Annotated in this window: 22 protein-coding genes; 9 read left to right on the top strand and 13 right to left on the bottom strand. The window is 64.7% G+C overall.

Going from position 1 to position 23,098, the window contains the following annotated elements:
* The gene (locus AXW67_RS31405; protein WP_082908109.1) at positions 1-912 is read left to right on the top strand and encodes a flagellin; all 912 of its coding nucleotides are present in this window, start codon (positions 1-3) and stop codon (positions 910-912) included.
* A gap of 2 nt (positions 913-914) precedes the next feature.
* Here AXW67_RS31405 and AXW67_RS31400 read toward each other — a convergent pair whose 3' ends face one another.
* The 10 genes from AXW67_RS31400 to AXW67_RS31360 form a co-directional block, all read right to left on the bottom strand.
* Positions 915-2,489, bottom strand: coding sequence for an AMP-binding protein (locus AXW67_RS31400; protein ID WP_063681041.1), 1,575 nt, complete (start codon positions 2,487-2,489; stop codon positions 915-917).
* A gap of 33 nt (positions 2,490-2,522) precedes the next feature.
* Entirely contained in the window at positions 2,523-3,158 is a 636-nt protein-coding gene (gene upp / locus AXW67_RS31395) for a uracil phosphoribosyltransferase (protein WP_027556724.1), read from the bottom strand.
* A 150-nt stretch (positions 3,159-3,308) separates the two neighbouring features.
* Positions 3,309-3,437, bottom strand: a complete 129-nt coding sequence (locus AXW67_RS44805) for a hypothetical protein (protein WP_283806473.1) — start codon at positions 3,435-3,437, stop codon at positions 3,309-3,311.
* A 101-nt stretch (positions 3,438-3,538) separates the two neighbouring features.
* Complete coding sequence (locus tag AXW67_RS31390; RefSeq protein WP_063681040.1) at positions 3,539-3,943, bottom strand: hypothetical protein; 405 nt, start codon at positions 3,941-3,943, stop codon at positions 3,539-3,541.
* An 18-nt stretch (positions 3,944-3,961) separates the two neighbouring features.
* Positions 3,962-4,153 (bottom strand): hypothetical protein, encoded by a 192-nt coding sequence (locus AXW67_RS31385; RefSeq protein ID WP_063681039.1) that lies wholly within the window; start codon positions 4,151-4,153, stop codon positions 3,962-3,964.
* A 114-nt stretch (positions 4,154-4,267) separates the two neighbouring features.
* Complete coding sequence (locus AXW67_RS31380) at positions 4,268-4,666, bottom strand: hypothetical protein (protein ID WP_027556727.1); 399 nt, start codon at positions 4,664-4,666, stop codon at positions 4,268-4,270.
* Positions 4,667-4,686: 20 nt separating this feature from the next.
* Complete coding sequence (dapA, locus tag AXW67_RS31375) at positions 4,687-5,604, bottom strand: 4-hydroxy-tetrahydrodipicolinate synthase (protein WP_063681038.1); 918 nt, start codon at positions 5,602-5,604, stop codon at positions 4,687-4,689.
* Between the two features lie 21 nt (positions 5,605-5,625).
* Positions 5,626-5,880 carry a hypothetical protein gene (locus tag AXW67_RS31370; protein ID WP_035688247.1) on the bottom strand — a complete coding sequence of 85 codons (255 nt, stop codon included), beginning with the start codon at positions 5,878-5,880 and terminating at the stop codon, positions 5,626-5,628.
* A 135-nt stretch (positions 5,881-6,015) separates the two neighbouring features.
* A complete protein-coding gene (locus tag AXW67_RS31365; protein WP_063681037.1) occupies positions 6,016-6,294 on the bottom strand; it encodes a hypothetical protein in 279 nt (92 codons plus the stop codon).
* Between the two features lie 23 nt (positions 6,295-6,317).
* Positions 6,318-6,785 carry a hypothetical protein gene (locus AXW67_RS31360; RefSeq protein ID WP_063681036.1) on the bottom strand — a complete coding sequence of 156 codons (468 nt, stop codon included), beginning with the start codon at positions 6,783-6,785 and terminating at the stop codon, positions 6,318-6,320.
* Between the two features lie 642 nt (positions 6,786-7,427).
* Here AXW67_RS31360 and AXW67_RS31355 point away from each other — a divergent pair.
* From AXW67_RS31355 to AXW67_RS31330, 6 genes are all read left to right on the top strand, one after another.
* On the top strand, positions 7,428-7,517 hold the full coding sequence (locus AXW67_RS31355; RefSeq protein ID WP_063681035.1) for a K(+)-transporting ATPase subunit F: 90 nt from the start codon (positions 7,428-7,430) through the stop codon (positions 7,515-7,517).
* A gap of 111 nt (positions 7,518-7,628) precedes the next feature.
* Entirely contained in the window at positions 7,629-9,332 is a 1,704-nt protein-coding gene (gene kdpA / locus AXW67_RS31350; protein WP_063681034.1) for a potassium-transporting ATPase subunit KdpA, read from the top strand.
* Between the two features lie 24 nt (positions 9,333-9,356).
* On the top strand, positions 9,357-11,471 hold the full coding sequence (gene kdpB, locus AXW67_RS31345; protein WP_063681033.1) for a potassium-transporting ATPase subunit KdpB: 2,115 nt from the start codon (positions 9,357-9,359) through the stop codon (positions 11,469-11,471).
* A gap of 196 nt (positions 11,472-11,667) precedes the next feature.
* The gene (locus tag AXW67_RS31340) at positions 11,668-12,273 is read left to right on the top strand and encodes a K(+)-transporting ATPase subunit C (protein WP_063681032.1); all 606 of its coding nucleotides are present in this window, start codon (positions 11,668-11,670) and stop codon (positions 12,271-12,273) included.
* Between the two features lie 40 nt (positions 12,274-12,313).
* Complete coding sequence (locus tag AXW67_RS31335) at positions 12,314-15,037, top strand: sensor histidine kinase (RefSeq protein ID WP_063681031.1); 2,724 nt, start codon at positions 12,314-12,316, stop codon at positions 15,035-15,037.
* Positions 15,034-15,723 (top strand): response regulator, encoded by a 690-nt coding sequence (locus AXW67_RS31330; protein WP_027556736.1) that lies wholly within the window; start codon positions 15,034-15,036, stop codon positions 15,721-15,723. Before AXW67_RS31335 ends, AXW67_RS31330 begins: the two co-directional genes overlap by 4 nt.
* 106 nt (positions 15,724-15,829) lie before the next feature.
* Here AXW67_RS31330 and ku read toward each other — a convergent pair whose 3' ends face one another.
* Positions 15,830-16,714, bottom strand: coding sequence for a non-homologous end joining protein Ku (gene ku / locus AXW67_RS31325; protein ID WP_063681030.1), 885 nt, complete (start codon positions 16,712-16,714; stop codon positions 15,830-15,832).
* Between the two features lie 119 nt (positions 16,715-16,833).
* Here ku and ligD point away from each other — a divergent pair, with 119 nt between their 5' ends.
* Complete coding sequence (gene ligD, locus AXW67_RS31320; RefSeq protein ID WP_063681029.1) at positions 16,834-19,506, top strand: DNA ligase D; 2,673 nt, start codon at positions 16,834-16,836, stop codon at positions 19,504-19,506.
* 141 nt (positions 19,507-19,647) lie between these two features.
* Here ligD and AXW67_RS41085 read toward each other — a convergent pair whose 3' ends face one another.
* Positions 19,648-19,812 (bottom strand): DUF3309 family protein, encoded by a 165-nt coding sequence (locus AXW67_RS41085; RefSeq protein WP_082908108.1) that lies wholly within the window; start codon positions 19,810-19,812, stop codon positions 19,648-19,650.
* A 181-nt stretch (positions 19,813-19,993) separates the two neighbouring features.
* On the opposite strand from AXW67_RS41085, the gene AXW67_RS31315 reads away from it, so the two are divergent.
* A complete protein-coding gene (locus AXW67_RS31315) occupies positions 19,994-20,311 on the top strand; it encodes a polyhydroxyalkanoic acid system family protein (protein ID WP_063681028.1) in 318 nt (105 codons plus the stop codon).
* A gap of 3 nt (positions 20,312-20,314) precedes the next feature.
* Here the strand turns inward: AXW67_RS31315 and treY are convergent, their stop codons facing one another.
* Complete coding sequence (gene treY / locus AXW67_RS31310) at positions 20,315-23,098, bottom strand: malto-oligosyltrehalose synthase (RefSeq protein WP_063681027.1); 2,784 nt, start codon at positions 23,096-23,098, stop codon at positions 20,315-20,317.

Below are 23,098 nucleotides of genomic sequence, written 5' to 3'. Positions count from 1 at the left end.
TTGGTCGCGATGCGTGTGGCCACCTTCGCCCAGTCGAACGCGATGATCGCCGACGCGCTGCGCGTGCAGTCGGTGATGGCCAACGAGCAAATCCAGGAATCCTCCGGCGTCATCTCCACCGATTTCGGCGGCTACGGCTCGACTGCACAGCATGTCGTCAACCTTCAGGTCTCGGTGACGCGGGCGCAATCCTATATCGACGCCGCGACGCTTGCCGACAGCAAGGTGCAGGTGATGTATTCGGCCGTCGGCTCGATGACCGACATCATCACGCAGCTCCGTTCCCAGCTCAGTGCCGCCTCGACCGGCAGCACCACTGAGACGAATTCGGTGATCTCGTCGGCGCAGCAGATGCTGCAGGAGATGGGCTCGCTGATGAACACGCAGTATGACGGCCAGTACGTCTTTGCCGGCGGCAAGTCGGACACGGCACCGGTCGATCTCACGGGCTTCTCGTCCGGCACGGGGTCCACGACCACGGCGGACACGAGCTATTATAAAGGCGATGACGAGATCGCCTCGGTACGCGTCGCCGCGGACGAGACCGTGTCCTATGGCGTGACCGCGGACAACTCCGCGTTCGAGGAGGTGATGCGCGTCCTGAAATTCGTCGCGAACAGCACCTCGCTGTCCTCCTCCGATATTTCCAGCGCGCTCGATCTCGCCAGCACGGCGCTCGACGATACCGCAGCGGTGCAGGCAAAGCTGTCGAGCGCGGCGTCCTCGATCGAGACGGCGAGCGCGCGCCAGACCGACTACAAGAGCTATGCGGAGACGCTGTCGAGCGATCTCACCAGCGTTGATGTCGCGGCCATCACGGCGCAGCTCTCGACCTACCAGGCGCAGCTCACCGCGTCCTATTCGGCCATCTCCAAGATCCTGGGCATGAATCTCGCGAGCTATCTGAAATAAGCCTATTCGGCCGCGATCCGTTCCATCGCCATGGTGCGGAGCCGGGCGCGCTGGATTTTCACGCCGTTGGCGCTGTCGGTGACGGGAAAGGCTTCGACGACATAGATCCGCGCCGGGACCTTGTAGCCGGCGAGCCGTTCGCGCAACCGCGCGACCAGTGCCTCCTGCTGCGGGGGCTCTCCGGTCGGGATCACGAAAGCGACGCAGCGCGCCTGGCCCTTCAGGTCGACCGCGACGACCTGGGCGTCAGCGATGCCGGCACAGGCCTTGAGCTCGTCCTCGATCTCGCCGGGCGCAACCAGGAAGCCGCCAAGCCGCATGGCATCGCCCGCGCGGGTCTCATAGACGAAGGAGCCGTCGCCGCGCAGCCGGCCGATGTCGCCGGTGCGGAAGAAGCCGTCCGCGGTGATGGCGTCCCGCGTCGCCTCCGGATCGTTGAAATAGCCGAGGAAACGCGACAGCGCGCTGATCTCGATCTCGCCCGAGATTCCGTTTGCCGCGAGCGCGCCGTTCTCGGTATCGCGCACGCGCACCAAAGCTTCCGGCGACATCGGCCAGCCGCCTCCTTCGATGCGGTCGGCGAAGGCGTCGCTTGCGCGGCCGATCGAGAACAGCGCCTGCACCTCGCTCGAGCCGTAGAGGCCGAACAGCGGCAGTCCGCGCGCCTCGGCCTCCGCGGCGAGCTCGCGCCAACCCGGCTGGAATGCGGCGAAGCCGAACACTTCCGCACTCGGAAACGGCCGGCGCACATCCGTGAGCGCGAGTATGCGGCGGAACATCTCGTCGGAGCCGAAGGCATGCGTGATTCCGTGCCCGCCGAGGATTTCTAGCGCCGGCGCCGCCTCGAAGGCGTCGAGCACATGGATGGTCACGCCGGCGGCGAGGAATCCAAGCAGGCTGGTCATGCCAAAAGTGCCACAAAACGGCAGCATCGCCAGCAGCGAATGCCGCTGTGGCGAGAGCGCTAGCGCCTTGGCGACGGAGCGTGCGTGCGTGGCAAGCGTTGCTTGCGAATGCGCCACGAGCTTCGGCCCCTTGGTCGTGCCCGAGGTCGTGTAGAGCAGCACTGGCAGGTCGACATCGTCCTGTAGCGCTGGTGCCGGCGGATAGGGTTTGTCGAAAGCGTCGAACCGGACGCAGGGCCAGTGCGCCGGGATCGCATCCGCGTCGACCACTGCGAGCTTTTGCAGCGCGGGCACGTCGGCCTTGGCGATATCGGCGAGAATGGCGGCGAAGTCGATCGAGCGAAACGCGGCCTCGACGACCATCAGCTTTGCGCCGGACAGGCGGAGGAGGTGGGCGACTTCCGCGCTGCGGTAGCGGGTGTTGACGGCGGCGGCGATCGCCCCAAGCCGGGCAGCCGCGAACAGAAGTGCGACCCATTCGACCCGGTTGACGAGCCAGACCGCGACGACGTCGCCTCTGCCGATACCCTGAGCCGCAAGCCAGGCAGCAGTCTGGTCGACCTTGCTGGACAATTCCGCACGCGACACGGGTGTGCCGTCGAACACGAAGGCGGGATCGGCGGCGGAGCCGGTGCCGATCAGCGATTGCAGTGATCGATCGTTCTTGCGCATGGCTATCGGAGTAAACCGATCGCGCAGACCTGTCTACTTGGTGCCGAACATCCGATCGCCGGCATCGCCGAGGCCCGGCACGATGTAGCCGTGGTCGTTGAGCCGTTCGTCGATCGCGGCGGTCCAGACCGGTACGTCGGGATGCTCCCGCTGGAACTGCGCGATGCCTTCCGGTGCGGCCAGAAGGCACACGAAGCGGATGTCGCGGGCGCCGCGTGCCTTGAGCAGGGAGGCGCCAGCGCAGGCCGAGTTGCCGGTCGCGAGCATCGGGTCCATCAGGATCACGGTACGGTCGGACAGATCCTGCGGCGCCTTGAAGTAATACTCGACCGCCTGCAGGGTCTCGGGGTCGCGGTAGAGCCCGATATGGGCGATGCGCGCTGAAGGCATCAGCGCCAGCATGCCATCGAGGAAGCCGACACCTGCACGCAGGATTGGCGCCAGCGTCAGCTTCTTGCCGGCGATCTTGGGCGCGTGCATCGGTGCGATCGGCGTCTCGATCTCGACCAGCTCCAGCGGCAGGTCGCGCGTCACCTCGTAGCAGAGCAGCATCCCGATCTCGTTCAGGATTTCGCGAAAGCTCTTGGTCGAGCGGTCCTTCTCCCGCATCAGCGAGAGCTTGTGCTGGACCAGGGGGTGGGCGACGACGTTGACGTTGCTGCTGCTCATGGAAACCGCTCTACACGGTTCCGTGAATTTGCGCCAGATCGGCCGGGGCTTTTCCGCCGGATAGCTGGCCTCAAGCCAGCATCGCGACCGCCGTACACGCTCGGTTGCTCGCCTCTTGGGCAGCCATGGTCAAGCGAAGAGGTGAGGGGCCTAGACCCCGAGCCCACGCGCAAGAAGCGTGATCACGAGCGTCAGGATTGCGCCCCAGATCAGGCTCAGCGTCATGGTCAGGATGGTGACCGTGACCGTGTGCTCGAGGTTTCCCTTGAGGAGCTGCATGCTAGCCCTCCGGGGTCGGGGCCGCGGTCATGCGCAGGCCGAGCAGCAATACGCTCATCAACGCGACCAGGACGATGATCTTGAACTCGATCATGGCATCGCTATCCTGCGAAGAAATGCGGCAGGCGCCGCTTCATCTCCACCAGCAGTCGTGCGCCGAGCGCAACCAGCGGATTGCCCTGGTTTTCGATGTCGAGCTCGAAAATCTCGGCCGGAAACACCAGCGCGCATTTTGCCGGCGCGCTCTGCCGGTTGGCGAAATCGACCGCCGAGCTCTTGAACAGGAAGAGACCGCCGACACGTCCATTCGCTTCGCGCGCGACCCACAGGCCGGCGCTGTTGCGGCCGATGAAGAAGGCGGGAAGGGCGGCGCTGACGATATCGGGATCGAGCGGCTTGAGCGCGGCGGCGGCTGCAACCCTGGACGCCGCCTGCTCAGACCGGCGACGGACCTCTTGAAGCGCGATCGCGGCCATGGCGGCCTCCTCACACATTTGCAAGGTCATGATCCTCTCCCATGCCGGTCAGGCGCGAAGGTGCCAGACATAGATTGCGGTCTTCAGAGCAATGAGCGCGGCGAGCACGCTGCCCATCGAAAGCACGGCCAGCGCGCGCAAAGCGATGCGCTTGAGCTGCGCCCTGCGCGCCTTCGAGATTCGCGCCGGGCGTTCGGCCCAATCAAAGGGTCGTTCAAGGTCATGTGTCAGTAGCGACATTTTCAGCAGTCCTTAGTCCGCGGCGCGGCGAGAGGGCCGCTCCAATCTGCCTCGTATGATGTTCATCGCGCCGTTGGATTGCGAGATGGACGCCGAGGCCGCCGCATAGGAATGTCATAAAGATGCCGTTCGTCGCGCCGGCAGGCCTCTGAACAGGTCGTGGTTCCGCTTCGGTCGCGCGGCGGGCGGGGCCCTGTTCGAACGCGCGATCCCGACGGCTGCAGCAAAAGCAAGCCGCAGCCGCGGTTCGTCGATCTGCTCGCAGAAGTGCTCCAGGATCGCCTCGGAATTCTGTTGCTGCCCATCGATCGCCGCGCAGAGCTGCGAGCTGGTTCGCCGGAAGAAATGAAGGGAATCACCGAGCGTGCGGCCGCTCAACCGATCCAGTTCCGCGGCGATCGCCGCGACGTTGAGTTTGTCGCCATCGTCAAGCGTCACGGCAAAGCGCAGCAGCGCCAATTGCCAGGCGCGAAGCAGCCTCTGCGGTTCCTTGGCTGATGACGGCGAACTCATGCGATACGGCCTTCGAAATATCAGGCCCCGACGCTGTCGATCAGCTCCTCGTCGGCGATCGCGGCGAATGCTTTTGTGACCTCCGCTCGGGCTGCGTGGTCCAGCGGAACGATTGGGAGCCTCGTGTCCGGCCGCATCAGGCCGAGCAGACTCAGGGCGCATTTGAGCGCCGCGGGGCTCTCTTTCGAGAGGCTGCAAATGAGAGGAATGAGACGCTTGTACAGGTAGCGGGCGGATTGCAGCCGGCCCTGCCTCACCTGCGAAAAGATCGTCCGGCAGAGATCCGGGGCGATGTTGGCGACCTCCGAGATCGCGCCGTCGCCGCCGCTCGCGAGAAAGCCGAAGGCGGTGGCATCGTCGCCCGACAGCAGCCGGAACCCGGCGGGCAGATGCCGCGAAAGGCGCATCGGACGCGTGACGTCGCCACTGCCGTCGCGCAGGCCCGCGAATTGCCGGGACTCCGCAAGACGCATGATTGTCTCGTCGGCGAGTGGGCGTAGCGTGCGGGACGGCGCGTCGTGCAGGATGATCGGCACGCCGATTGAAGCGGCGATCGCGCGGAAGTGCGCGACCATGCCCTCCTGCATCGGCTTGTTGTAGGAGGGCACCACCGAGAGTACGGCATCCGCGCCCGCCGCCTCGGCTCGGCGCGCCAGCTCAATGGCGTGGCTGGTCGCGTTCGCGACGGCCCCGGCAATGACACGCACCCGGCCGCGGGCGACGTCGACCGCGGTCCGGATGACGAGCTCCTGCTCGGCCGGCGATAGCGTCGGCGCCTCGCCGGCCGTCTCGCAGACCACGAGCGCGGGAGCGCCGGCGGCGACGTGGCGCTCGCAGAGTGAGGCGAGCGCCTTGAGGTCGACCGCATCCGCTGCGTCGAACGGGGTCGGCAGATCCGGAATGAAGCCCGTGAACCAGGCGGAAGGAGGGATGAACATGGTCGTTGCCGGAAGCGCCGGCTAGGCGGCGCGCTGGGTGGCGGCAGTATTGGGCCGCCTGCTCATGTCGAGCTCGATTTCGCGCGGCAGCTCAATAATGGTTTCGGGATGCTGGCCGTTTTCGAACAGCGCATATTTGATTGCCTGCGCGCGGCTGACGAACAGACCGCCATAGAGGCCGTTCTGTTCTTGGGCGACCCACTGACCCCGGCGATTCCTGCCGATGAAGACGATGGTCGAGAGCGAACTGCACGAGGGAGGTTCGACGAGTTTCACGGATCTATTCCTTTTGATCGACGCGAGGCTTTTGGGAGCATGTCCCGGCCTTGCGCGCTCAATATCTTTCGTCGCGGATATGATTTCGAGGGCGGGCGAAGGACGATCTCATAGGAACGTCATAAGCGAGGGCGCTCAGATCAACTGATCGAGAGTATGGACCAGCGCGAACAGCGCGCCGAAGGCAACGGCTTCGTCCCAATGATTGAGCGTTACTCCGAACAGCGGCTCGCGCTTGATCAGGCCGACGACGGCGCAGAGGATGATCGACATCCAGAGCAGGGCGGCGAGGCTGTTGCCGAAGCCGATGCTGCCGAATGCGGCGAAGGTGGCGAGCAATGCGATGCGAACGGCAAAGCGCGCAAGGACGCGCGGCGAGCTTCGGGCGCGCGAGATGTCAGGAGATTGCGACAAGGTTGGTGCCTGTCAGACGTCGCTTAGCCGAAATTGTCGCAAACGACCGGTTCGTAGAGGGAATTGAACGCCGGGCGAACCGAGGGAACGCTGGGGCGCGATACCTCCGCGGCCGACGCCTGTGCCTCGACGAATGTTGACAGCAGCGCGAGCGCGAGGTCCGCGTGGCGGGCTTCGATCGCCGCGTCGAGCCAGTCCGGCAGCTCGCGTTCGCGCGACAAAGCGCAGTACCATTCGCCCTCGTCATAGGCAATGCGGCGGACCTGCCACAGCGGCAGTTCGAGCTCCATCAGTGCCAACGCGGCATCGGCCCAGGCTTCCGCATCGATCAGCCGCGTGACGCGCGCGCTGCGTTCGGTCTGTCCGGCTGAAGGAAAACGCCGGCAGGCATGGTCGATGATGTCGAGCATCAGCGGCCGTGTCATCGCATGGGCATTGCGCAGCCGCTCGCTCAGTGAGAGCGCGTCATAATGTCGGAGAGCGGTGGTCATGTCAGGCCTCCTGGAATTGGTGTCGGTCAGTCGGCCGGCCTCTCCAAGATGGCGGGAAGGGCATTTGAAAACGAGATGAGGACGGGGCGGAAGATATAGGGATTTCATAAGTGTGCGGATCGTGCCGGGTCAGGGGTATAGGCGCTCTCCGGTCTCGACGCTCGTCCCTGCCGGCTGGCGGTGCTCATAGAAACCGGCCTTTTGAAAAGACTTGGCGACTGTTTGGAAAGACCGGGTCACCGTCTGCCGTGACAATTGGCAGAGATGGTCATGGTGAATTGCGCCGGTGCGCTGCCCGAAGCGAGAGCGTGGAGCACGTTGCCGATGCTGCATGGCCGTCCCCGATGGCGCGCTGGCCTTTATGAGATTCCTATAATGTCGCCATAGGCCCCATCTCGAAAACCTATGTGCCGCGATGGCATTTCAGCGCGGTGAAAGTCCCGGCCGGCCGCCGGGGGGACACGCGTTGCATTCGCGCGCAGCAAGCGGTCCACCGGGATCCAGAGACGGGTTACGCCGGATATCGTCGCGCAACGAGGAGTAACTCCATGATGGACATCCTGATGCTGGCGCTGGCTGCCGCCTTCTTCGCGTTGGCGATCGTCTACACCTACGCCTGCGAACGGCTGTAGGGAGCGGACCATGATCTTCGATTACACGCTTGCCGGCGTCGTCTCGTTCGGCCTCCTGATCTATCTCACTTACGCGCTGCTGCGGCCTGAGCGTTTCTGACCGTGCTGCTTCTTCTCAAATTATTGCTGGCGGACGCGGTGCTCGTCACCTGCCTGCTTGCGGTGCTCCTGCCGCTGCTATGCCGGGCACCAAGCCTGAAGGGTTGATTCCATGACTATGGTCGGTTGGCTCCAGATCATTCTGTTTTGCGTCATCATCGTCGCGCTGACCAAGCCGCTCGGCTGGTACATGACGCGGGTGTTCAGCGGCGAGCGGACATTCCTGTCGCCGGTGCTGCGCCCGATCGAGGCTGGGCTCTACTGGATCTCCGGCGTTGACGAGAGGCGTGAGCAGCACTGGCTGACCTATACGGTCGCCATGCTGCTGTTCCATGTCGGCGGCTTTCTCATCATCTACGGCGTGATGCGGCTCCAGGCCATCCTGCCGTTCAATCCGGCCGGGCAGGGCGCGGTCGCCGAGGACCTGTCCTTCAATACGGCGATCTCCTTCATCACCAACACCAACTGGCAGAACTACGGCGGCGAGAGCACGTTGTCCTATCTCGTGCAGATGCTCGGCCTGACGCACCAGAACTTCCTGTCGGCGGCGACCGGCATCGCGCTAGCGGTGGCCCTGATCCGCGGCTTCTCGCGTGCCTCGATGCGCACGGTCGGCAATTTCTGGGTCGACGTCACCCGCACCACGCTCTACGTGCTGCTGCCGATCTGCGTCGTCTACACGCTGTTCCTGGTCTGGCAGGGCATCCCGCAGACGCTCGGCAACTATGTCGAGGCGACCACGCTCGAGGGCGCCAAGCAGACCATCGCGGTCGGCCCGGTCGCCTCGCAGGTGGCGATCAAGATGCTCGGCACCAATGGCGGCGGCTTCTTCAACGCCAATGCGGCGCATCCGTTCGAGAATCCCACCGCGCTGTCGAATTTCGTGCAGATGCTGTCGATCTTCCTGATCGGAGCAGCCATGACCAACGTGTTCGGCCGCATGGTCGGCAACCAGCGCCAGGGCTGGGCCATCCTGGCCGTGATGGGCGTGCTGTTCGTCGCCGGCGTTGCCGTCACCTATTGGGCGGAAGCCAATGGCACCGCGACCCTGCATGCGTTGGGCTTGACCGGCGGCAACATGGAAGGCAAGGAAGTCCGCTTCGGCATCGTTGCCTCATCGCTGTTCGCCGTGATCACGACGGCGGCCTCCTGCGGTGCGGTCAACGCCATGCATGACAGCTTCACCGCGCTTGGCGGCATGATCCCGCTGATCAACATGCAGCTCGGCGAGATCATCATCGGCGGCGTCGGAGCCGGTCTCTACGGCATGCTGCTGTTCGTGGTGATCGCGATCTTCGTCGCAGGGCTCATGGTTGGCCGCACGCCGGAATATGTCGGCAAGAAGATCGAGGCGCGCGAGGTCAAGATGGCGATGCTTGCGATCCTGGTGCTGCCGTTGATGTATCTCGGCTGGACTGCGGTCGGCGTGGTCTATCCGGCGGCGGTCGCCTCGATGGCGAACGCCGGTCCGCATGGCTTCACCGAGGTGCTCTATGCCTTCACGTCGGCGACAGGTAACAACGGTTCCGCCTTTGCGGGCCTGACCGGCAACACGTTCTTCTACAACCTGACACTTGCCAGCGCGATGTTCGTTGGCCGGTTCTTCATGATCATCCCTGCGATGGCGATTGCCGGTTCCCTGGCGGGCAAGAAGACGCATCCGCCGTCAGCCGGCACCTTCCCGACCACGGGTGGCCTGTTCGTCGGCCTGGTCGTGGGCGTGATCCTGATCATCGGCGGCCTGACCTTCTTCCCGGCGCTCGCGCTCGGACCGATCGTCGAGCAGCTCGCAATGAACGCCGGCAACGTCTTCTGATCGAATCTGTCTGGAGTGACCTCCATGGAAACCATGAAACTGCAAAAACGCGCTTCCGTCTCGGCGATGCTCGATCCGAAGATCATGATGCCCGCCATTCGCGCATCCTTCACCAAGCTGGATCCGCGGGTCATGATCAAGAACCCCGTGATGTTCGTAGTCGAGATCGTCGCCGCGCTCACCACGGTGATCTTTCTGCGCGACCTCGTCACGGGCGGCGCGAACCTCGCCTTCACCTTTCAGATCATCCTCTGGCTCTGGTTCACGGTGCTGTTCGCGAATTTCGCCGAGGCGGTGGCCGAAGGCCGAGGCAAGGCGCAGGCCGACTCGCTGCGCAAGACCCGCACCGAGAGCCAGGCCAAGCTTCTGACCGGCATCGATCGCACCTTCAAGCTCGTGCCGGGCACGAGCCTGAAGGTTGGCGACATCGTGCTGGTCGAGGCCGGCGACACCATCCCTTCCGATGGTGAGGTGATCGAGGGCGTCGCCTCCGTCAACGAGGCCGCCATCACCGGCGAATCCGCGCCGGTCATCCGCGAATCCGGCGGCGACCGTTCGGCGGTGACCGGCGGCACGCAGGTGCTGTCCGACTGGGTCCGCGTCCGCATCACGGCCGCGCAGGGCTCGACCTTCATCGACCGCATGATCAAGCTGGTCGAAGGCGCGGAGCGGCAGAAGACGCCGAACGAGATCGCGCTCAACATCCTGCTCGCAGGATTGACCATCATCTTCGTGTTCGCCACCGTCACCATCCCGAGCTATGCGGCCTATGCCGGCGGCTCGATCTCGGTGATCGTGCTGGTCGCGCTGTTCGTGACGTTGATCCCGACCACGATCGGCGCGCTCTTGTCGGCCATCGGCATCGCCGGCATGGACCGGCTGGTGCGCTTCAACGTGCTGGCGATGTCGGGCCGCGCGGTCGAGGCGGCCGGCGACGTCGATACATTGCTGCTCGACAAGACCGGCACGATCACCCTCGGCAACCGGCAGGCAACGGCGTTCCGTCCGGTGCGCGGCGTGACCGAGCAGGAGCTCGCCGACGCCGCCCAGCTCGCCTCGCTTGCCGACGAAACGCCGGAGGGCCGCTCCATCGTCGTGCTGGCGAAGGAGAAATACGGCATCCGCGGTCGCGACATGGCGGAGCTGGGCGCCACCTTCATCCCGTTTACGGCGCAGACCCGCATGAGCGGCGTCGATGCCGGCGGCTCGTCGGTGCGCAAGGGCGCGGTCGATGCCATGCTCAACTACGTCGGCGGCGGTGCGCCGCTGGCGGTTGCCTCAGGCAACGCGGCGCGTGCAATCCAGCCTGCTGCACTTTCCGACATCGGCCGCGAGATCCAGGCGATTGCCGACGAGGTGTCGAAGTCGGGCGGCACGCCGCTGGCGGTCGCCAAGGACGGCAAGCTACTTGGCGTCATCCAGCTCAAGGACATCGTCAAGGGCGGCATCCGGGAGCGTTTTGCGGAGCTGCGCCGCATGGGCATCCGCACCATCATGATCACCGGCGACAACCCGATGACGGCCGCCGCTATCGCGGCGGAGGCCGGCGTCGACGACTTCCTGGCGCAGGCAACTCCCGAGGACAAGCTCAAGCTGATCCGCGACGAGCAGGCCAAAGGCAAGCTGGTTGCCATGTGCGGCGACGGCACCAACGACGCGCCGGCGCTTGCCCAGGCCGACGTCGGTGTCGCCATGAATACCGGCACCCAGGCCGCCCGGGAGGCTGGCAACATGGTCGACCTCGATTCCAACCCGACCAAGCTGATCGAGGTGGTCGAGATCGGCAAGCAGCTCCTGATGACGCGCGGAGCGCTGACGACGTTCTCGATCGCCAACGACGTCGCAAAGTATTTTGCGATCATTCCGGCGATATTCCTGGCGTTCTACCCGCAGCTCAACGCGCTCAACATCATGAACCTGACGAGCCCGCAGAGCGCCATCCTGTCGGCGATCATTTTCAACGCGCTGATCATCATCGCATTGATTCCGCTCGCACTGAAGGGGGTCGCGTACCGCGCGGTCGGCGCTGGCGCGCTCTTGAGGCGCAACCTGCTGATCTACGGCGTTGGCGGCATCGTCATTCCCTTCATCGGCATCAAGGCGATCGACCTCGTCGTGACCGCCTTGCACCTGGCTTGAGATGTCAATGCGAGTGATGAGGCGATCCAGACTGCTAGTTCCTCATCCTCACGAGCGCGGAACGCGCGTCTCGAAGGATGAAGGCCCGGCCGGTGGCCTCGCCCTTCGAGACGCCGGGCAAGCGCGCCTCCTCAGGGTGAGGGTCTGACTTCTGGATTGCTTCGCTCGCAATGACGAAAGAAATAGGAGACGTAACATGCTCAGAGAAATCCGCCCGGCCATCGTCCTTCTGCTGGCGCTGACCGCCATTACCGGCCTCGCTTATCCGCTCGCGATGACCGGCATCGCCGGCGCGCTCTTCCCCGCGCAGGCGCAGGGCAGCCTGATCGAGGAGGACGGCAAGGTGGTCGGCTCCGCCCTGATCGGGCAGGAGTTCAAGGACGACAAATATTTCCACGGCCGTCCCTCGGCAACGCTGGCACCGGACCCGAATGATTCGACCAAGACGGTGCCGGCGCCCTACAACGCCGCCAACTCCGGCGGCTCCAACCTCGGTCCGACCAGCAAGGCGCTGGCCGACCGGCTGAAGGAAGATGTGGACAAGCTGAAAGCGGAGAATCCGTCTGCGCCGGTGCCGGTCGACTTGGTGACCACCTCGGCCAGCGGACTCGATCCGAACATCTCGCCGGAGGCGGCGCAATTCCAGGTGCCGCGGGTGGCGAAGGCACGGAATATGTCTGAGGATCAGGTCAAGCAGCTCGTGACCTCCCACACCGAGGGACGCCTGCTCGGCCTGCTCGGTGAGCCCCGGGTTAACGTATTGGCGCTGAATCTCTCGCTGGATCGTGCTGCCGCGAAGTAGTGGACTAGGCTCGCGGCGCGCGGATGATTATATTGGTAAAATGGTCCGAGAGCGCCGCGATCCCGAACAACGTCCTTCGCCCGAGGCGCTGCTGGAAGCAGCGCGCCGGGAAGAGAGTGCGAGCGGCAAGCTGAAGATCTTCGTCGGCGCTGCCCCCGGCGTCGGCAAGACCTACGAGATGCTGCAAAGCGCCCACGCCAAGCGCAAGGCGGGCATCGACGTCGTGGTCGGTTTCGTCGAGACCCATGGCCGCGCCGAGACCGAGGCGCTGTTGCGCGGGCTCGAGGTGATCCCGCGCAAGAAGCTCGATTACCGCGGCCAGATGGTCGAGGAGATGGATCTCGACGCCGTGATCGCGCGGCGGCCGCAGCTCGCCTTGGTCGACGAGCTCGCGCATACCAACGCCGCCGGCAGCCGACATCCCAAACGCTATCTCGACGTCGAGGAATTGCTGTCCCACGGCATCGACGTCTACACCGCAGTCAACATCCAGCACATCGAGAGTCTGAACGACGTCGTTGCCCAGATCACCCATGTGCGGGTGCGGGAGACGGTGCCTGATTCGGTGTTCGATCGCGCCGACGCGATCGAGCTGATCGACCTCACGCCCGACGACCTGATCCAGCGGCTGAAGGAGGGCAAGGTCTATGTGCCCAAGCAGGCCGAGCGGGCGCTGGAGCACTATTTTTCGCCGGGCAATCTCACCGCGCTGCGCGAGCTGGCGCTGCGACGCACGGCCGAGCGGGTCGACGAGCAGTTGCTCACCCACATGCAGGCGAACGCAATCGCCGGGCCCTGGGCTGCTGGCGAACGCATTATCGTCTGCGTCAGCGAGGATCCGCGCGCGGCCGGGCTCGTGCGCTATACCAAGCGGCTGGCCGACCGGTTGCACGCGCCGTTCACCGCGATCTCGATCGAGACGCGGCGCTCGCTTCAGCTATCCGACGAGGAGCGCGATCGGCTGGCCGATACGCTGCGGCTCGCCGAATCGCTCGGCGGCGAGGCCCTGACCATTCCGGCCGTCGGCCGTCGCATTGCCGACGATGTCATCAACTTCGCGCAAGGCAACAACGTCACCCAGATCGTGATCGGCAAGTCGACGCGCTCGCGCTGGTTCGAGATGACGCGTGGCTCCGTCGTGCATGATCTGGTCCGCCGGGCCGGCAATATCAGCGTTCACGTCATTCCCGGCGACGAGCTCGCTGATCAGCCGGCTCCGAAGACGACGGTGCAGACCGCAGCGCGGTCGGAGCAGTTCGATGCGCTGCCTTATCTCAAGGCACTCGGGATCACCGCGGTCGGCCTCGCCGCGGCTGCCGTCATCAAGCCTCGGTTCGGCATCGAGAACGTCGACCTCGTGTTCCTGACCGCCGTCGTGGCGGTCGCGGTGCGCTACGGGCTGTGGCCGTCGCTGCTTGCGAGCATCGCGGCCTCGCTCGCCTACAATTTCTTCTTTCTGCCGCCGGTCTACACCTTCACCATCACCGACCCGACCAATGTCGCGGCGTTCTTCTTCTTCATGCTGATCGCGATCCTGGTGTCGAACGTTGCCGGACGGGTTCGCACGCAGGCCGACACGGCGATCGGCCGGATCAGGACGACCGAGCAGCTCTATGCGTTCAGCCGCAAGCTCGCCGGTACCGGAACGCTCGACGACGTGCTGTGGGCGACCGCCTATCAGACCGCGCTGATGCTGAAGGTCCGCGTCGTGCTGCTGCTGCCGGAGGATGGCCTGCTCACGGTGAAATCCGGCTATCCGCCCGAGGATCAACTCGACCAGGCCGATCTCGCCGCCGCCAACTGGGCCTGGAGCAACGATCGTCCCGCTGGCCGTGGCTCCGACACGTTGCCGGGCGCCAAGCGGCTGTTCCTGCCGATGCGCACGGGACGCGGCCCGATCGGCGTCATCGGCATCGACAATGACCGCACCGGCCCGCTGCTGACGCCGGATCAGCGACGCCTGCTCGACGCGCTGGTCGACCAGGGCGCACTCGCGATCGAGCGCGTGCTGCTGGTGGAGGACATGGATCGCGTCAAGCGCACCATCGAATCCGAGCGGCTGCGCTCGGCGCTCTTGACCTCGATCTCGCATGATCTGAAGACACCGCTCGCCTCGGTGCTGGGCGCGGCTTCGACCATGCGCGATCTCGCCGGGGCACTGTCGGACACCGAGAAGCGCGACCTGCTCGCGACCGTGATCGACGAGTCCGAACGACTCAATCGCTTCATCGCGAACTTGCTTGATATGACCAAGCTTGAATCCGGCGCCATCGTGCCGAACACGGCGCTGCACGATCTCGGCGAGATCGTCGGCAGCGCGCTGAGACGGGCAGCCAAAATTCTCACCGCCCACAAGGTCGAGCTGGTGCTGGCCGCCGATCTGCCGATGCTCGAGCTCGACGCGGTGCTGTTCGAGCAGGTGCTGTTCAACCTGCTCGACAACGCCGCGAAATATTCGCCGCTGGACACCACGATCTCGATCAGGAGCCAGCGGGACAAGGATCGGGTCGTGCTCCAGGTTGCCGACGAGGGCGACGGCATCCCGCCTGACGAACTCGAGAGCGTCTTCGACAAGTTCTACCGCGTGCAGAAGGGTGACCATGTCCGTCCCGGCACCGGGCTCGGGCTCGCCATCTCGCGCGGCTTCGTCGAGGCGATGCGCGGCACAATCTCGGCCGCCAACCGCAGCGACCGAAGCGGCGCCCTCCTGACCATTCGTCTGCCCGTTCCGGCACAGACCCGCGCATTGGATACCGCCGCATGAGTGCCGCCCCGATCAAGGTCCTGGTCATCGACGACGAGCCGCCGATCCGCAAATTGTTGCGGATGGGGCTCACGACGCAGGGCTACGAGATTCTGGAGGCTTCGAACGGGAAGACCGCGCTGGAGAAGCTCACGGAAGGGCCCGCCCTGATCATCCTCGATCTCGGCCTGCCCGACATCCAGGGGCATGATCTGCTGCGAACTATCCGCGCCCGCAATGAAGGCGTCCCGATCGTGGTGCTGTCGAGCCGCGGCGACGAGGCCGGCAAGGTGCAGGCGCTCGATCTCGGCGCCGACGACTACCTGACAAAGCCGTTCGGCATGGACGAGCTGCTGGCACGCCTGCGCGCCGCGCTGCGCCACCAGCTCCAGGTCAAGGGCGAACGCCCGGTGTTCCGCACCGGTGACCTCTCCGTTGATCTCGTGCGCCGCATCGTCAAGGTGGGCGAGCGTGAGATAAAACTGTCGCCGAAGGAATATGACCTCCTGCGCGTGCTGGTGCAGCACGCCGGCAAGGTGCTCACCCATCGCTTTTTACTCAAGGAGCTCTGGGACGAGCTGACGGATGCGCAATATCTGCGCGTCTATGTCCGTCAGCTCCGGCAGAAGATCGAAGCCGATCCGGAACGGCCGCAATTTGTGCTGACGGAGACCGGGATCGGGTATCGGTTGAAGGCGGGGGATTGAGCCAAGCCGTCATTCCGGGGCGCGCGTCAGCGTGGCGCCATGTTCACAATCGTCACGATGGATTCCGGGCTCGATGCTTCGCATCGCCCCGGAATGACGACTTCAGTCAACCCGCCTTGCGATGCCGCGCCGTGGACCGCTGTGTCTTCTTCGTGTTGCGATGACTCCCGGTCGCGCGGCGTGCATGCGACTTGGTCGCCGTCTTCCTTCCCCCGCGCCCCTTCAGGCTCTGCTTCAGCGCGTCCATGAGACTGACGACATTGCTCGGCCGCTCCTCGGGCTCGGGCAGCTCGATCTTCTTGCCGCTGGCTTTCCGCTTCACCAGCGCCTTCAGCGCGTCCTCATACTCGTCCTTGAATTTCGACGGATTGAAATGCGCGGCCTTGGTGTGGAGGATGTGCCCGGCGAGCTCGACCATGTCCTTGGTGATCTTCGGGCTCTTGATGTCGTCGAAGAACTGGTCCTCATCGCGTAGCTCGTAAGGGTAGCGCAATGTGGTGCCGAGCAGGCCTTTGCCGAGCGGCTCGATCGCCATGACATGCTCGCGGTTGGTGAGCACGATCTTGGCGAGCGCAACGCGCTCCTGATCCTTCATGGCGTCGCGGATCACCGCGAAGGCGTCGGTCGCGGCCCTGCCGTCGGGCGCGATGTAATAGGGGTGGTTGAGGTAGCGCTGGTCGATCTCCTCGCTCGGCACGAAACTCTCGATGTCGATGGTATGGTTGCTCTCGATCTGGACCGCCTCGAGCTCTTCCTTTTCGATCTCGACATACTTGCCCTTGCGCAGCTCGTAGCCACGGGCCTTCTCGCCGTCCTCGACGACGTCGCCGGTCTCGGAATCAACCATCTGCTGCTTCAGCCGGTGGCCGGTCTCGCGGTTGATCATGTGAAACCGCGTCTTCTCGGCCGCGGTGGTCGCTGGGTAGAGTACGACCGGGCAACCGACCAGCGACAGCTTCAACGTTCCCTTCCAATAGGCGCGCGGAGCCATTCCATTCTCCAGTGTTTTCAAGACGTTTTAGGAACCCCAACCAGCCTGTTGGGTTTTGGTTCCGGGTAGGACTTTTGCCGTGATAGGCTTCAACGTGAGACGAACATGCGGGACCGGCCGTGCTGAGAAAGCTCTCCACCTATCGACAGAAACGCGATTTCGAGAAGACGCCGGAGCCCTCCGGCGAGTTTGCGGTCGCGCCTTCGAAGCAGCGGCGCTTCGTGATCCAGAAGCATGATGCGAGCCGGCTGCATTATGATTTTCGGCTCGAGTTCGACGGCGTCTTCAAGTCCTGGGCGGTGACGAAGGGGCCCTCACTCGATCCGCACGACAAGCGGCTGGCGGTCGAGGTCGAGGATCACCCGCTCGACTATGGCGATTTCGAAGGCACGATTCCCGAAGGCCAGTATGGTGGCGGCACGGTCATGCTGTGGGACCGCGGCTACTGGGAATCAGATGATCCCGAGCGCGGCTTTGCGAAGGGCGACCTCAAGTTCACGCTCCACGGTGACAAGCTGAACGGCAGTTGGGTGCTCGTCCGCATGCGAAACGATCGCACTGGCGGAAAACGCACCAACTGGCTCCTGATCAAGCACCGCGACGACCATGCGCGTGAGGGAGCGGACAACGACATCCTCGACCAGGACAAGTCGGTCGCCTCCGGCCGTGCCATGGAGCAGATCACGCAAGGCAGGGGCCGCGCGCCAAAACCCTTCATGCTGGCGAAGGGTGCCAAAGGCAGGGCAGACGCGGTTTGGCAGTCCAACCGCACCGAGGAAACGAAAGGGCGCACGGTCAAGCCGGCGCCGCGCACGGCGTTGAAGGGCGGCAAGACGACAAAGAAGGCGACGACGGCAACGAACGCCAAGGAAGTCTCGAAGTTGCCGGACTTCGTCGCGCCGCAGCTCTGCACGCCGGTCGAGCGTCCGCCGGCCGGCGACGGCTGGTGTCACGAGATCAAGTTCGACGGCTATCGCGTGCAGCTTCGGGTCGAGGACCGCGAGGCGACGCTGAAGACCCGCAAGGGCCTGGACTGGAGCGACAAGTTCCGTTCGATCGTCAAGGAGGCCGGCGCGCTGCCGGACGTGATGATCGACGGCGAGGTCGTCGCCCTCGACCACAATGGCGCGCCGAATTTCTCCTCGCTTCAGGCCGCGCTCTCGGACGGCAAGACCGAAGGTCTCATCTTTTTCGCCTTCGATCTCCTGTTCGCAGAAGGTCTCGATCTCCGCCGGTTGCCGCTTGGCGAGCGCAAGGCGCGGCTCAAGGAGCTTCTGGAGGCGCGCAGGAAGACGTCGAGCCAGATCCGCTTCGTCGAGCATTTCGAGAGCGGAGGCGATGCGGTGCTGCAGTCGGCCTGCAAGCTCGAGCTCGAAGGCGTGGTGTCGAAGAAGCTCGACGCGGCCTATCGATCCGGTCGCACCGAGAGCTGGACCAAGGCGAAATGCCGCGCCGGACATGAGGTCGTGATCGGTGGCTGGAAGACGACTAACGGCAAATTCCGCTCGCTGATGGCGGGCGTGCATCGGGGCGATCACCTTACCTTTGTCGGCATGGTCGGCACCGGATTCGGCGCCGACAAGGTCAAGCGCATCATGCCGCTTTTGAAGCAGGCGGCATCAAACGAAAGTCCCTTCGGCGGCAAGAACGCGCCGAAGAAGGACCGTGACGTGCACTGGCTGAAGCCGGAGCTCGTCGCCGAGATCGAATTCGCCGGCTTCACCGCCGACGGCAATATCCGGCAGGCCGCGTTCAAGGGGCTGCGGCAGGACAAGCCGGCCGAGGAGGTCGAGGCGGAAACGCCAGTCGATACCGAGCTCGCCCAACCTTCCGCCAGGAAGACAGGCGCGGCGAAACGGGTCGCGCGGCCGAAAGACGCCGGCACCGCCGAGGTCATGAGTGTCGTGATCTCGAAGCCGGACAAGGAGCTGTGGCCGGACGGCGGAGACGGCGAGGGCGTGACCAAGCTCGATCTCGCGCGCTATTTCGAGGCGGTCGGTGTCTGGATGATCGAACATCTGAAGGGGCGGCCCTGCTCGATCCTGCGCGCGCCCGATGGCATTGGCGGTGAGAAGTTCTTCCAGCGCCATGCCATGCAGGGCACCTCGAACCTGCTCGAGCTGGCAAAGGTCGCCGGCGACCGCAAGCCGTATTTGCAAATCGATCGCGTCGAGGGGCTCGCCGCAGTGGCGCAGATCGGCGGCGTCGAGCTGCATCCCTGGAATTGCGCGCCGGATGCCCACGACACGCCGGGGCGGCTGGTGTTCGATCTCGATCCCGCGCCGGACGTCGATTTTGCAGACGTCGTCGAGGCGGCGAAGGAGATGCGGCAGCGGCTCGCCGATGTCGGCATGGAGAGCTTTTGCAAGACCACCGGCGGCAAGGGCCTGCATGTGGTCGTGCCGCTGCTCTATGGGGCGCGGGACAAGGTGAGCTGGAAGGAGGCCAAGGCCTTCGCGCAAGGGGTCTGCCAGTGGACGGCCAATGACGATCCCGCGCGCTACCTGCTCAACATGTCGAAGAAGCTGCGCAACGGAAAGATCTTCCTCGATTACCTACGCAATGACCGCATGTCGACGGCGGTGGCTCCGCTATCGCCGCGTGCGCGCGCCGGTGCCACGATCTCGATGCCGCTGACTTGGGCGCAGGTGAAGAGCGATCTCGATCCGAAGCGATATACAGTGCGAACTGTGCCGGGCCTGCTGGCGCGATCGAAAGCGTGGGAGGGATACGACGACGCAGCTACGTCGATCAAGGCTGCGATGAAAAAGCTTGCGGGGAAGATGAAGTAGGGTTCGTCGCACGTCACTCTTCTGGTGGTGTTGGCGAAATTCGTAGGGTGGGTTAGCGAAGCGTAACCCACCACTTCTCCCGAGGTGATAAAAGTGGTGGGTTACGCTTCGCTAACCCACCCTACGAGATCGAGCGTGCGGCTAGATTCGTCCCAGCAACAGCAATATCAGCAGGATGACGATGACGAGGCCGAGGCCGCCGCCGCCGTAGTAGCCGGTGCCGTAGAACGGGCCGCCGCCGATGCCGCTGAAGCCGCCGAGCAGAGCGATGATCAAAATGATCAGAATGATTGTACCGATAGACATACCAAATCTCCTCCCGCCCTTTGTCCAAAGGGTTGCTTGAATTTGTCCTCTTGCTGAGGGCAACTTGCCGCAACTTTGTTGGTTCCGGTTGCGAAACGTGATCGAGGCGCCGGTTTCCACGGAACCTTTGCCGTTCGGGGCGGCATGATTAATTGTGGATCGATCAACACGGGGCAGGGCCATGTCTCAACCGCTCATCGTTTCAATTCCGCACCGTCTCGGCCGCGAGGAGGCGGTGCGCCGGCTCAAATCCGGGCTTGGCCGTGCGGCCGCCAGCATTCCCGTGATACAGGTCGAGGAGGAGCGCTGGAGCGGCGACAGCATGAACTTCCGCATCCGCGCGCTCGGGCAGATCGCGAGCGGCCAGGTCGATGTTGCCGACGACCACGTGCGGGTCGAGGTGGTGCTGCCGTGGCTGTTGCAGCGCTTTGCCGAGATGGCGCAGGCCACTATCCGCAAGCGCGGCCAGTTGCTGCTGACCAAGGACGAGAAGAAATAGGCCTCAGGCGTGGACGCGCTGCCGTGCGGGCTTCGCGATGCCGGCGGCGCGAGCCCCGATGACGGCCGCGGGAAAATCGCGGAAGGCCTGGGCTAGCGGCAACTGGTTGCCGGTGAGGTGCGGTGCGGTGTAGCCCGTCATGTCGACGGTGGCGTCGAGCTCTTCAAACACAGGCCATGCGCGTCCTGCCTGCGTGAAGGGCGACAACAGCCGCCCAACGACGATGATAGCCGCGGCACGTCCGCGCCGGCGGGCGAACGCGACGAGATGGCCGGCGTGCGCGCCGTGGACCTCGAGCGGCTGGTAGTCGCCGCGGGTGAAGACGTCGGCGAGTTCAGTGCGCAGCCTGAGCAGGTGCCGCGTCCAGGCGAGCTTGAGTTGACCGTCCGGCCAGGTCTTGATCAGGTGGCTCCAGTCCGGAGCTTCGAGGGACGCCAGCGCTGCATGCCGGCCGGCAAAGTCCACCGGACGGCGGTTGTCGGGGTCGACCAGCGACAGGTCCCAGAATTCGGTGCCTTGATAGAAGTCCGGGACGCCCGGCAGCGTCGCCTTCAGCGTGAGCTGGCTCAGCGAATTCAGCGCGCCGAGCAGTGCCAGGCGCCGTGCCAGGGTTTGCAGCGCCTCGAGAAATTCCCCGGATTGCGCGGGATCGAGGATCTTTGCGACGAAGCTCTTTACACCTTGCTCATAGGCCTCGTGCGGGTTGAGCCAGCTCGTCTCCTCCTTGCCTTCACGCGCGGCCTTGACCGCATAGACCTGGATGCGTTCGACGAAGTCGGGGCCTGGCCCCTGAAGCGGCCAGGCGCCGAGCAGGGTCTGGTAGAGCATGTATTCGAATGTCGCCGACGGCGCGCGCATGCTGCCGCGGAGCGCAAGATGCGGCGCGTTCATGACCTTCCAGCGCGCTACCGCGCTGGTCCATTCGCCGGGGATCTCGCTGAGCGCGGCGATCCGTGCGCGGGCGTCCTCGCCGCGTTTGGTGTCATGCGTTGCTGTGGCCGTCATGCCGTGCGGCCATTCCCTGGCGCGCGCCTGCATGGTCTGGTGGAATGCGGGAAGCGCAAGCCCGGTGCTCGCGGGATCGCCGCCGACCTCATTGAGGGCGAGCAACCGGTGGAACTGGTAGAAGGCGGTGTCTTCGAGCGACTTCGCCATCATCGGTCCGGTGAATTGTTGCACCTTCAAGGCGAAGCGGCGCACGCGCGGGGTGCTGTGCTGCGGCCGGTCCGGCCTGAGCAGGTCCATGGTGAGGGCGTCGCGCAGGAACTCGAAAATGCCGTCGTCCGCGGCGAACCACTCCGCGCGGGCACGTTCGATGGTGTCGTCGATCAGCTTGCGATCGTGCTCGGTCGGTGCGCCCGTGGTGAGATAGGTGCGGTAGACCGGGAAATGTAGCACATAGAGCTCGAGCGCCTGTCGCAGGCTGTCGGCGGAGAAGTCGCGGGTCGAATAGTGCCCATTGGCGATGCGCGTGAGCAGCCGCGTCAGCACGGTGAATTCGCTGGTCAGCAGCGTCTCCAGCACGCGCCGCTTGGCCTCCTTGACATAAGGCGCAAGGCGCGGGGCGCGGTTGGAGATCTGCCGCCAGGTCTCGTCCAGCGCCTCCAGCCCCTTGGGGTCGACCAGCACCTGGGTGATCGCGTTCATCCACTCATAGCCGGTGGTGCCTTGGATCCCGGCGAAGCGCGGCAGCCGTTCGTGCTCGCACAGGATTTTTTCGATCACGGTGTAGAACGGCTTTGTGGTGCCTTGTGCGTCGCGCACCAGCCGGCGCAGCCGCTGGCAATATTGCGCGGGATCGCGCAGGCCGTCGATGTGATCGAGGCGCAGGCCCTGCAATTTGCCGTCGGCAACCAGTTGCTTCACCAGCCGGTGCGTGGCTGCGAACGTGCCGGGATCCTCGACGCGCAGGCCGGCGAGCCCGTTGACGTCGAAGAACCGGCGATAGTTGATGTCGCTGGAGGCGAGCCGCCAGTGGCCGAGCTTGTAGTTCTGGCGCTCGAGCAGATGGTGCAACGCCAGCGTCTGCGCCGGGCGATCCTTGCCGGCGCGATAGGCGGCAAGGCCGTGCGCGATGATATCTGCGCCATCAGCGATCTCTTTGAGCTCCAGCTTGAAGGCGGGCGCTTCCTTGCGATTGGGCCGGCGCAACCCGGTGTAGCGGGCGGTGAGCGCGAGCAGGCGCTTGCCGGCCTCTGTTCCGGCAGCGTCCGCCTCCTTCACGACCATCCGAACCACCTCGCCGTAGCGCTCCGGCGCGATCGGCAGGCGATGTTCGTAATACCAGGCCGAAAAGCTGCCTTGGTCGGGATCGTAACGCAATGCGATCTCGCCGTGCTCGAGCGCCTCGCCATAGGACATGCCGAGGATCGGCAGCAGCACACCGCCGCGGGCGCGGTAGGGCAGCTGGTCCCAGTCGATGTCGAAGGAGACCGCCTGCGGCGAAGCCTGTCCCCATTCCAGCACGTCCAGCCAAAACGGATTGTCGGCAAAATGCACGCCGACGTGGTTGGGCACGAAATCGATGATGAGGCCGAGGTCGTGTTTTTGCAGCGCCTCGCTCAGCCGTGCGAAGCCGGCTTCGCCCCCGAGCTCGGGATTGAACTGGCTGTGATCGACGATGTCGTAGCCGTGGGTCGAGCCCTTGCGCGCCTTCATGATCGGCGAGGCGTAGAGATGCGTGATGCCAAGCGCCTTGAGAAAAGGCACCACCTCGGCAGCCCTGTCGAAATCGAAATCCGCGGTGAGCTGGAGCCGATAGGTGGCAAGGGGGATCGCGGGAGGCAT

It is taken from the genome of Bradyrhizobium neotropicale (assembly GCF_001641695.1).
Classification (GTDB): Bacteria; Pseudomonadota; Alphaproteobacteria; order Rhizobiales; family Xanthobacteraceae; genus Bradyrhizobium; species Bradyrhizobium neotropicale.
Note: the sequence above shows the minus strand (reverse complement) of the source record. Positions and strands in the feature narration are given on the sequence as shown.

Bases quoted from the DNA above. Each gene is read 5' to 3' on its own strand.
- AXW67_RS31340 (WP_063681032.1), top strand. From the start codon at position 11,668: ATGCTCAGAGAAATCCGCCCGGCCATCGTCCTTCTGCTGGCGCTGACC.
- AXW67_RS44805 (WP_283806473.1), bottom strand. From the start codon at position 3,437: ATGCAGCTCCTCAAGGGAAACCTCGAGCACACGGTCACGGTCACCATC.
- AXW67_RS31380 (WP_027556727.1), bottom strand. From the start codon at position 4,666: ATGAGTTCGCCGTCATCAGCCAAGGAACCGCAGAGGCTGCTTCGCGCC.
- dapA (WP_063681038.1), bottom strand. From the start codon at position 5,604: ATGTTCATCCCTCCTTCCGCCTGGTTCACGGGCTTCATTCCGGATCTG.
- AXW67_RS31385 (WP_063681039.1), bottom strand. From the start codon at position 4,153: ATGTCGCTACTGACACATGACCTTGAACGACCCTTTGATTGGGCCGAA.
- kdpB (WP_063681033.1), top strand. From the start codon at position 9,357: ATGGAAACCATGAAACTGCAAAAACGCGCTTCCGTCTCGGCGATGCTC.
- AXW67_RS31330 (WP_027556736.1), top strand. From the start codon at position 15,034: ATGAGTGCCGCCCCGATCAAGGTCCTGGTCATCGACGACGAGCCGCCG.
- AXW67_RS31390 (WP_063681040.1), bottom strand. From the start codon at position 3,943: ATGACCTTGCAAATGTGTGAGGAGGCCGCCATGGCCGCGATCGCGCTT.
- treY (WP_063681027.1), bottom strand. From the start codon at position 23,098: ATGCCTCCCGCGATCCCCCTTGCCACCTATCGGCTCCAGCTCACCGCG.
- AXW67_RS31360 (WP_063681036.1), bottom strand. From the start codon at position 6,785: ATGACCACCGCTCTCCGACATTATGACGCGCTCTCACTGAGCGAGCGG.
- AXW67_RS41085 (WP_082908108.1), bottom strand. From the start codon at position 19,812: ATGTCTATCGGTACAATCATTCTGATCATTTTGATCATCGCTCTGCTC.
- AXW67_RS31355 (WP_063681035.1), top strand. From the start codon at position 7,428: ATGATCTTCGATTACACGCTTGCCGGCGTCGTCTCGTTCGGCCTCCTG.
- AXW67_RS31400 (WP_063681041.1), bottom strand. From the start codon at position 2,489: ATGCGCAAGAACGATCGATCACTGCAATCGCTGATCGGCACCGGCTCC.
- kdpA (WP_063681034.1), top strand. From the start codon at position 7,629: ATGACTATGGTCGGTTGGCTCCAGATCATTCTGTTTTGCGTCATCATC.
- upp (WP_027556724.1), bottom strand. From the start codon at position 3,158: ATGAGCAGCAGCAACGTCAACGTCGTCGCCCACCCCCTGGTCCAGCAC.
- ku (WP_063681030.1), bottom strand. From the start codon at position 16,714: ATGGCTCCGCGCGCCTATTGGAAGGGAACGTTGAAGCTGTCGCTGGTC.
- AXW67_RS31315 (WP_063681028.1), top strand. From the start codon at position 19,994: ATGTCTCAACCGCTCATCGTTTCAATTCCGCACCGTCTCGGCCGCGAG.
- AXW67_RS31335 (WP_063681031.1), top strand. From the start codon at position 12,314: ATGGTCCGAGAGCGCCGCGATCCCGAACAACGTCCTTCGCCCGAGGCG.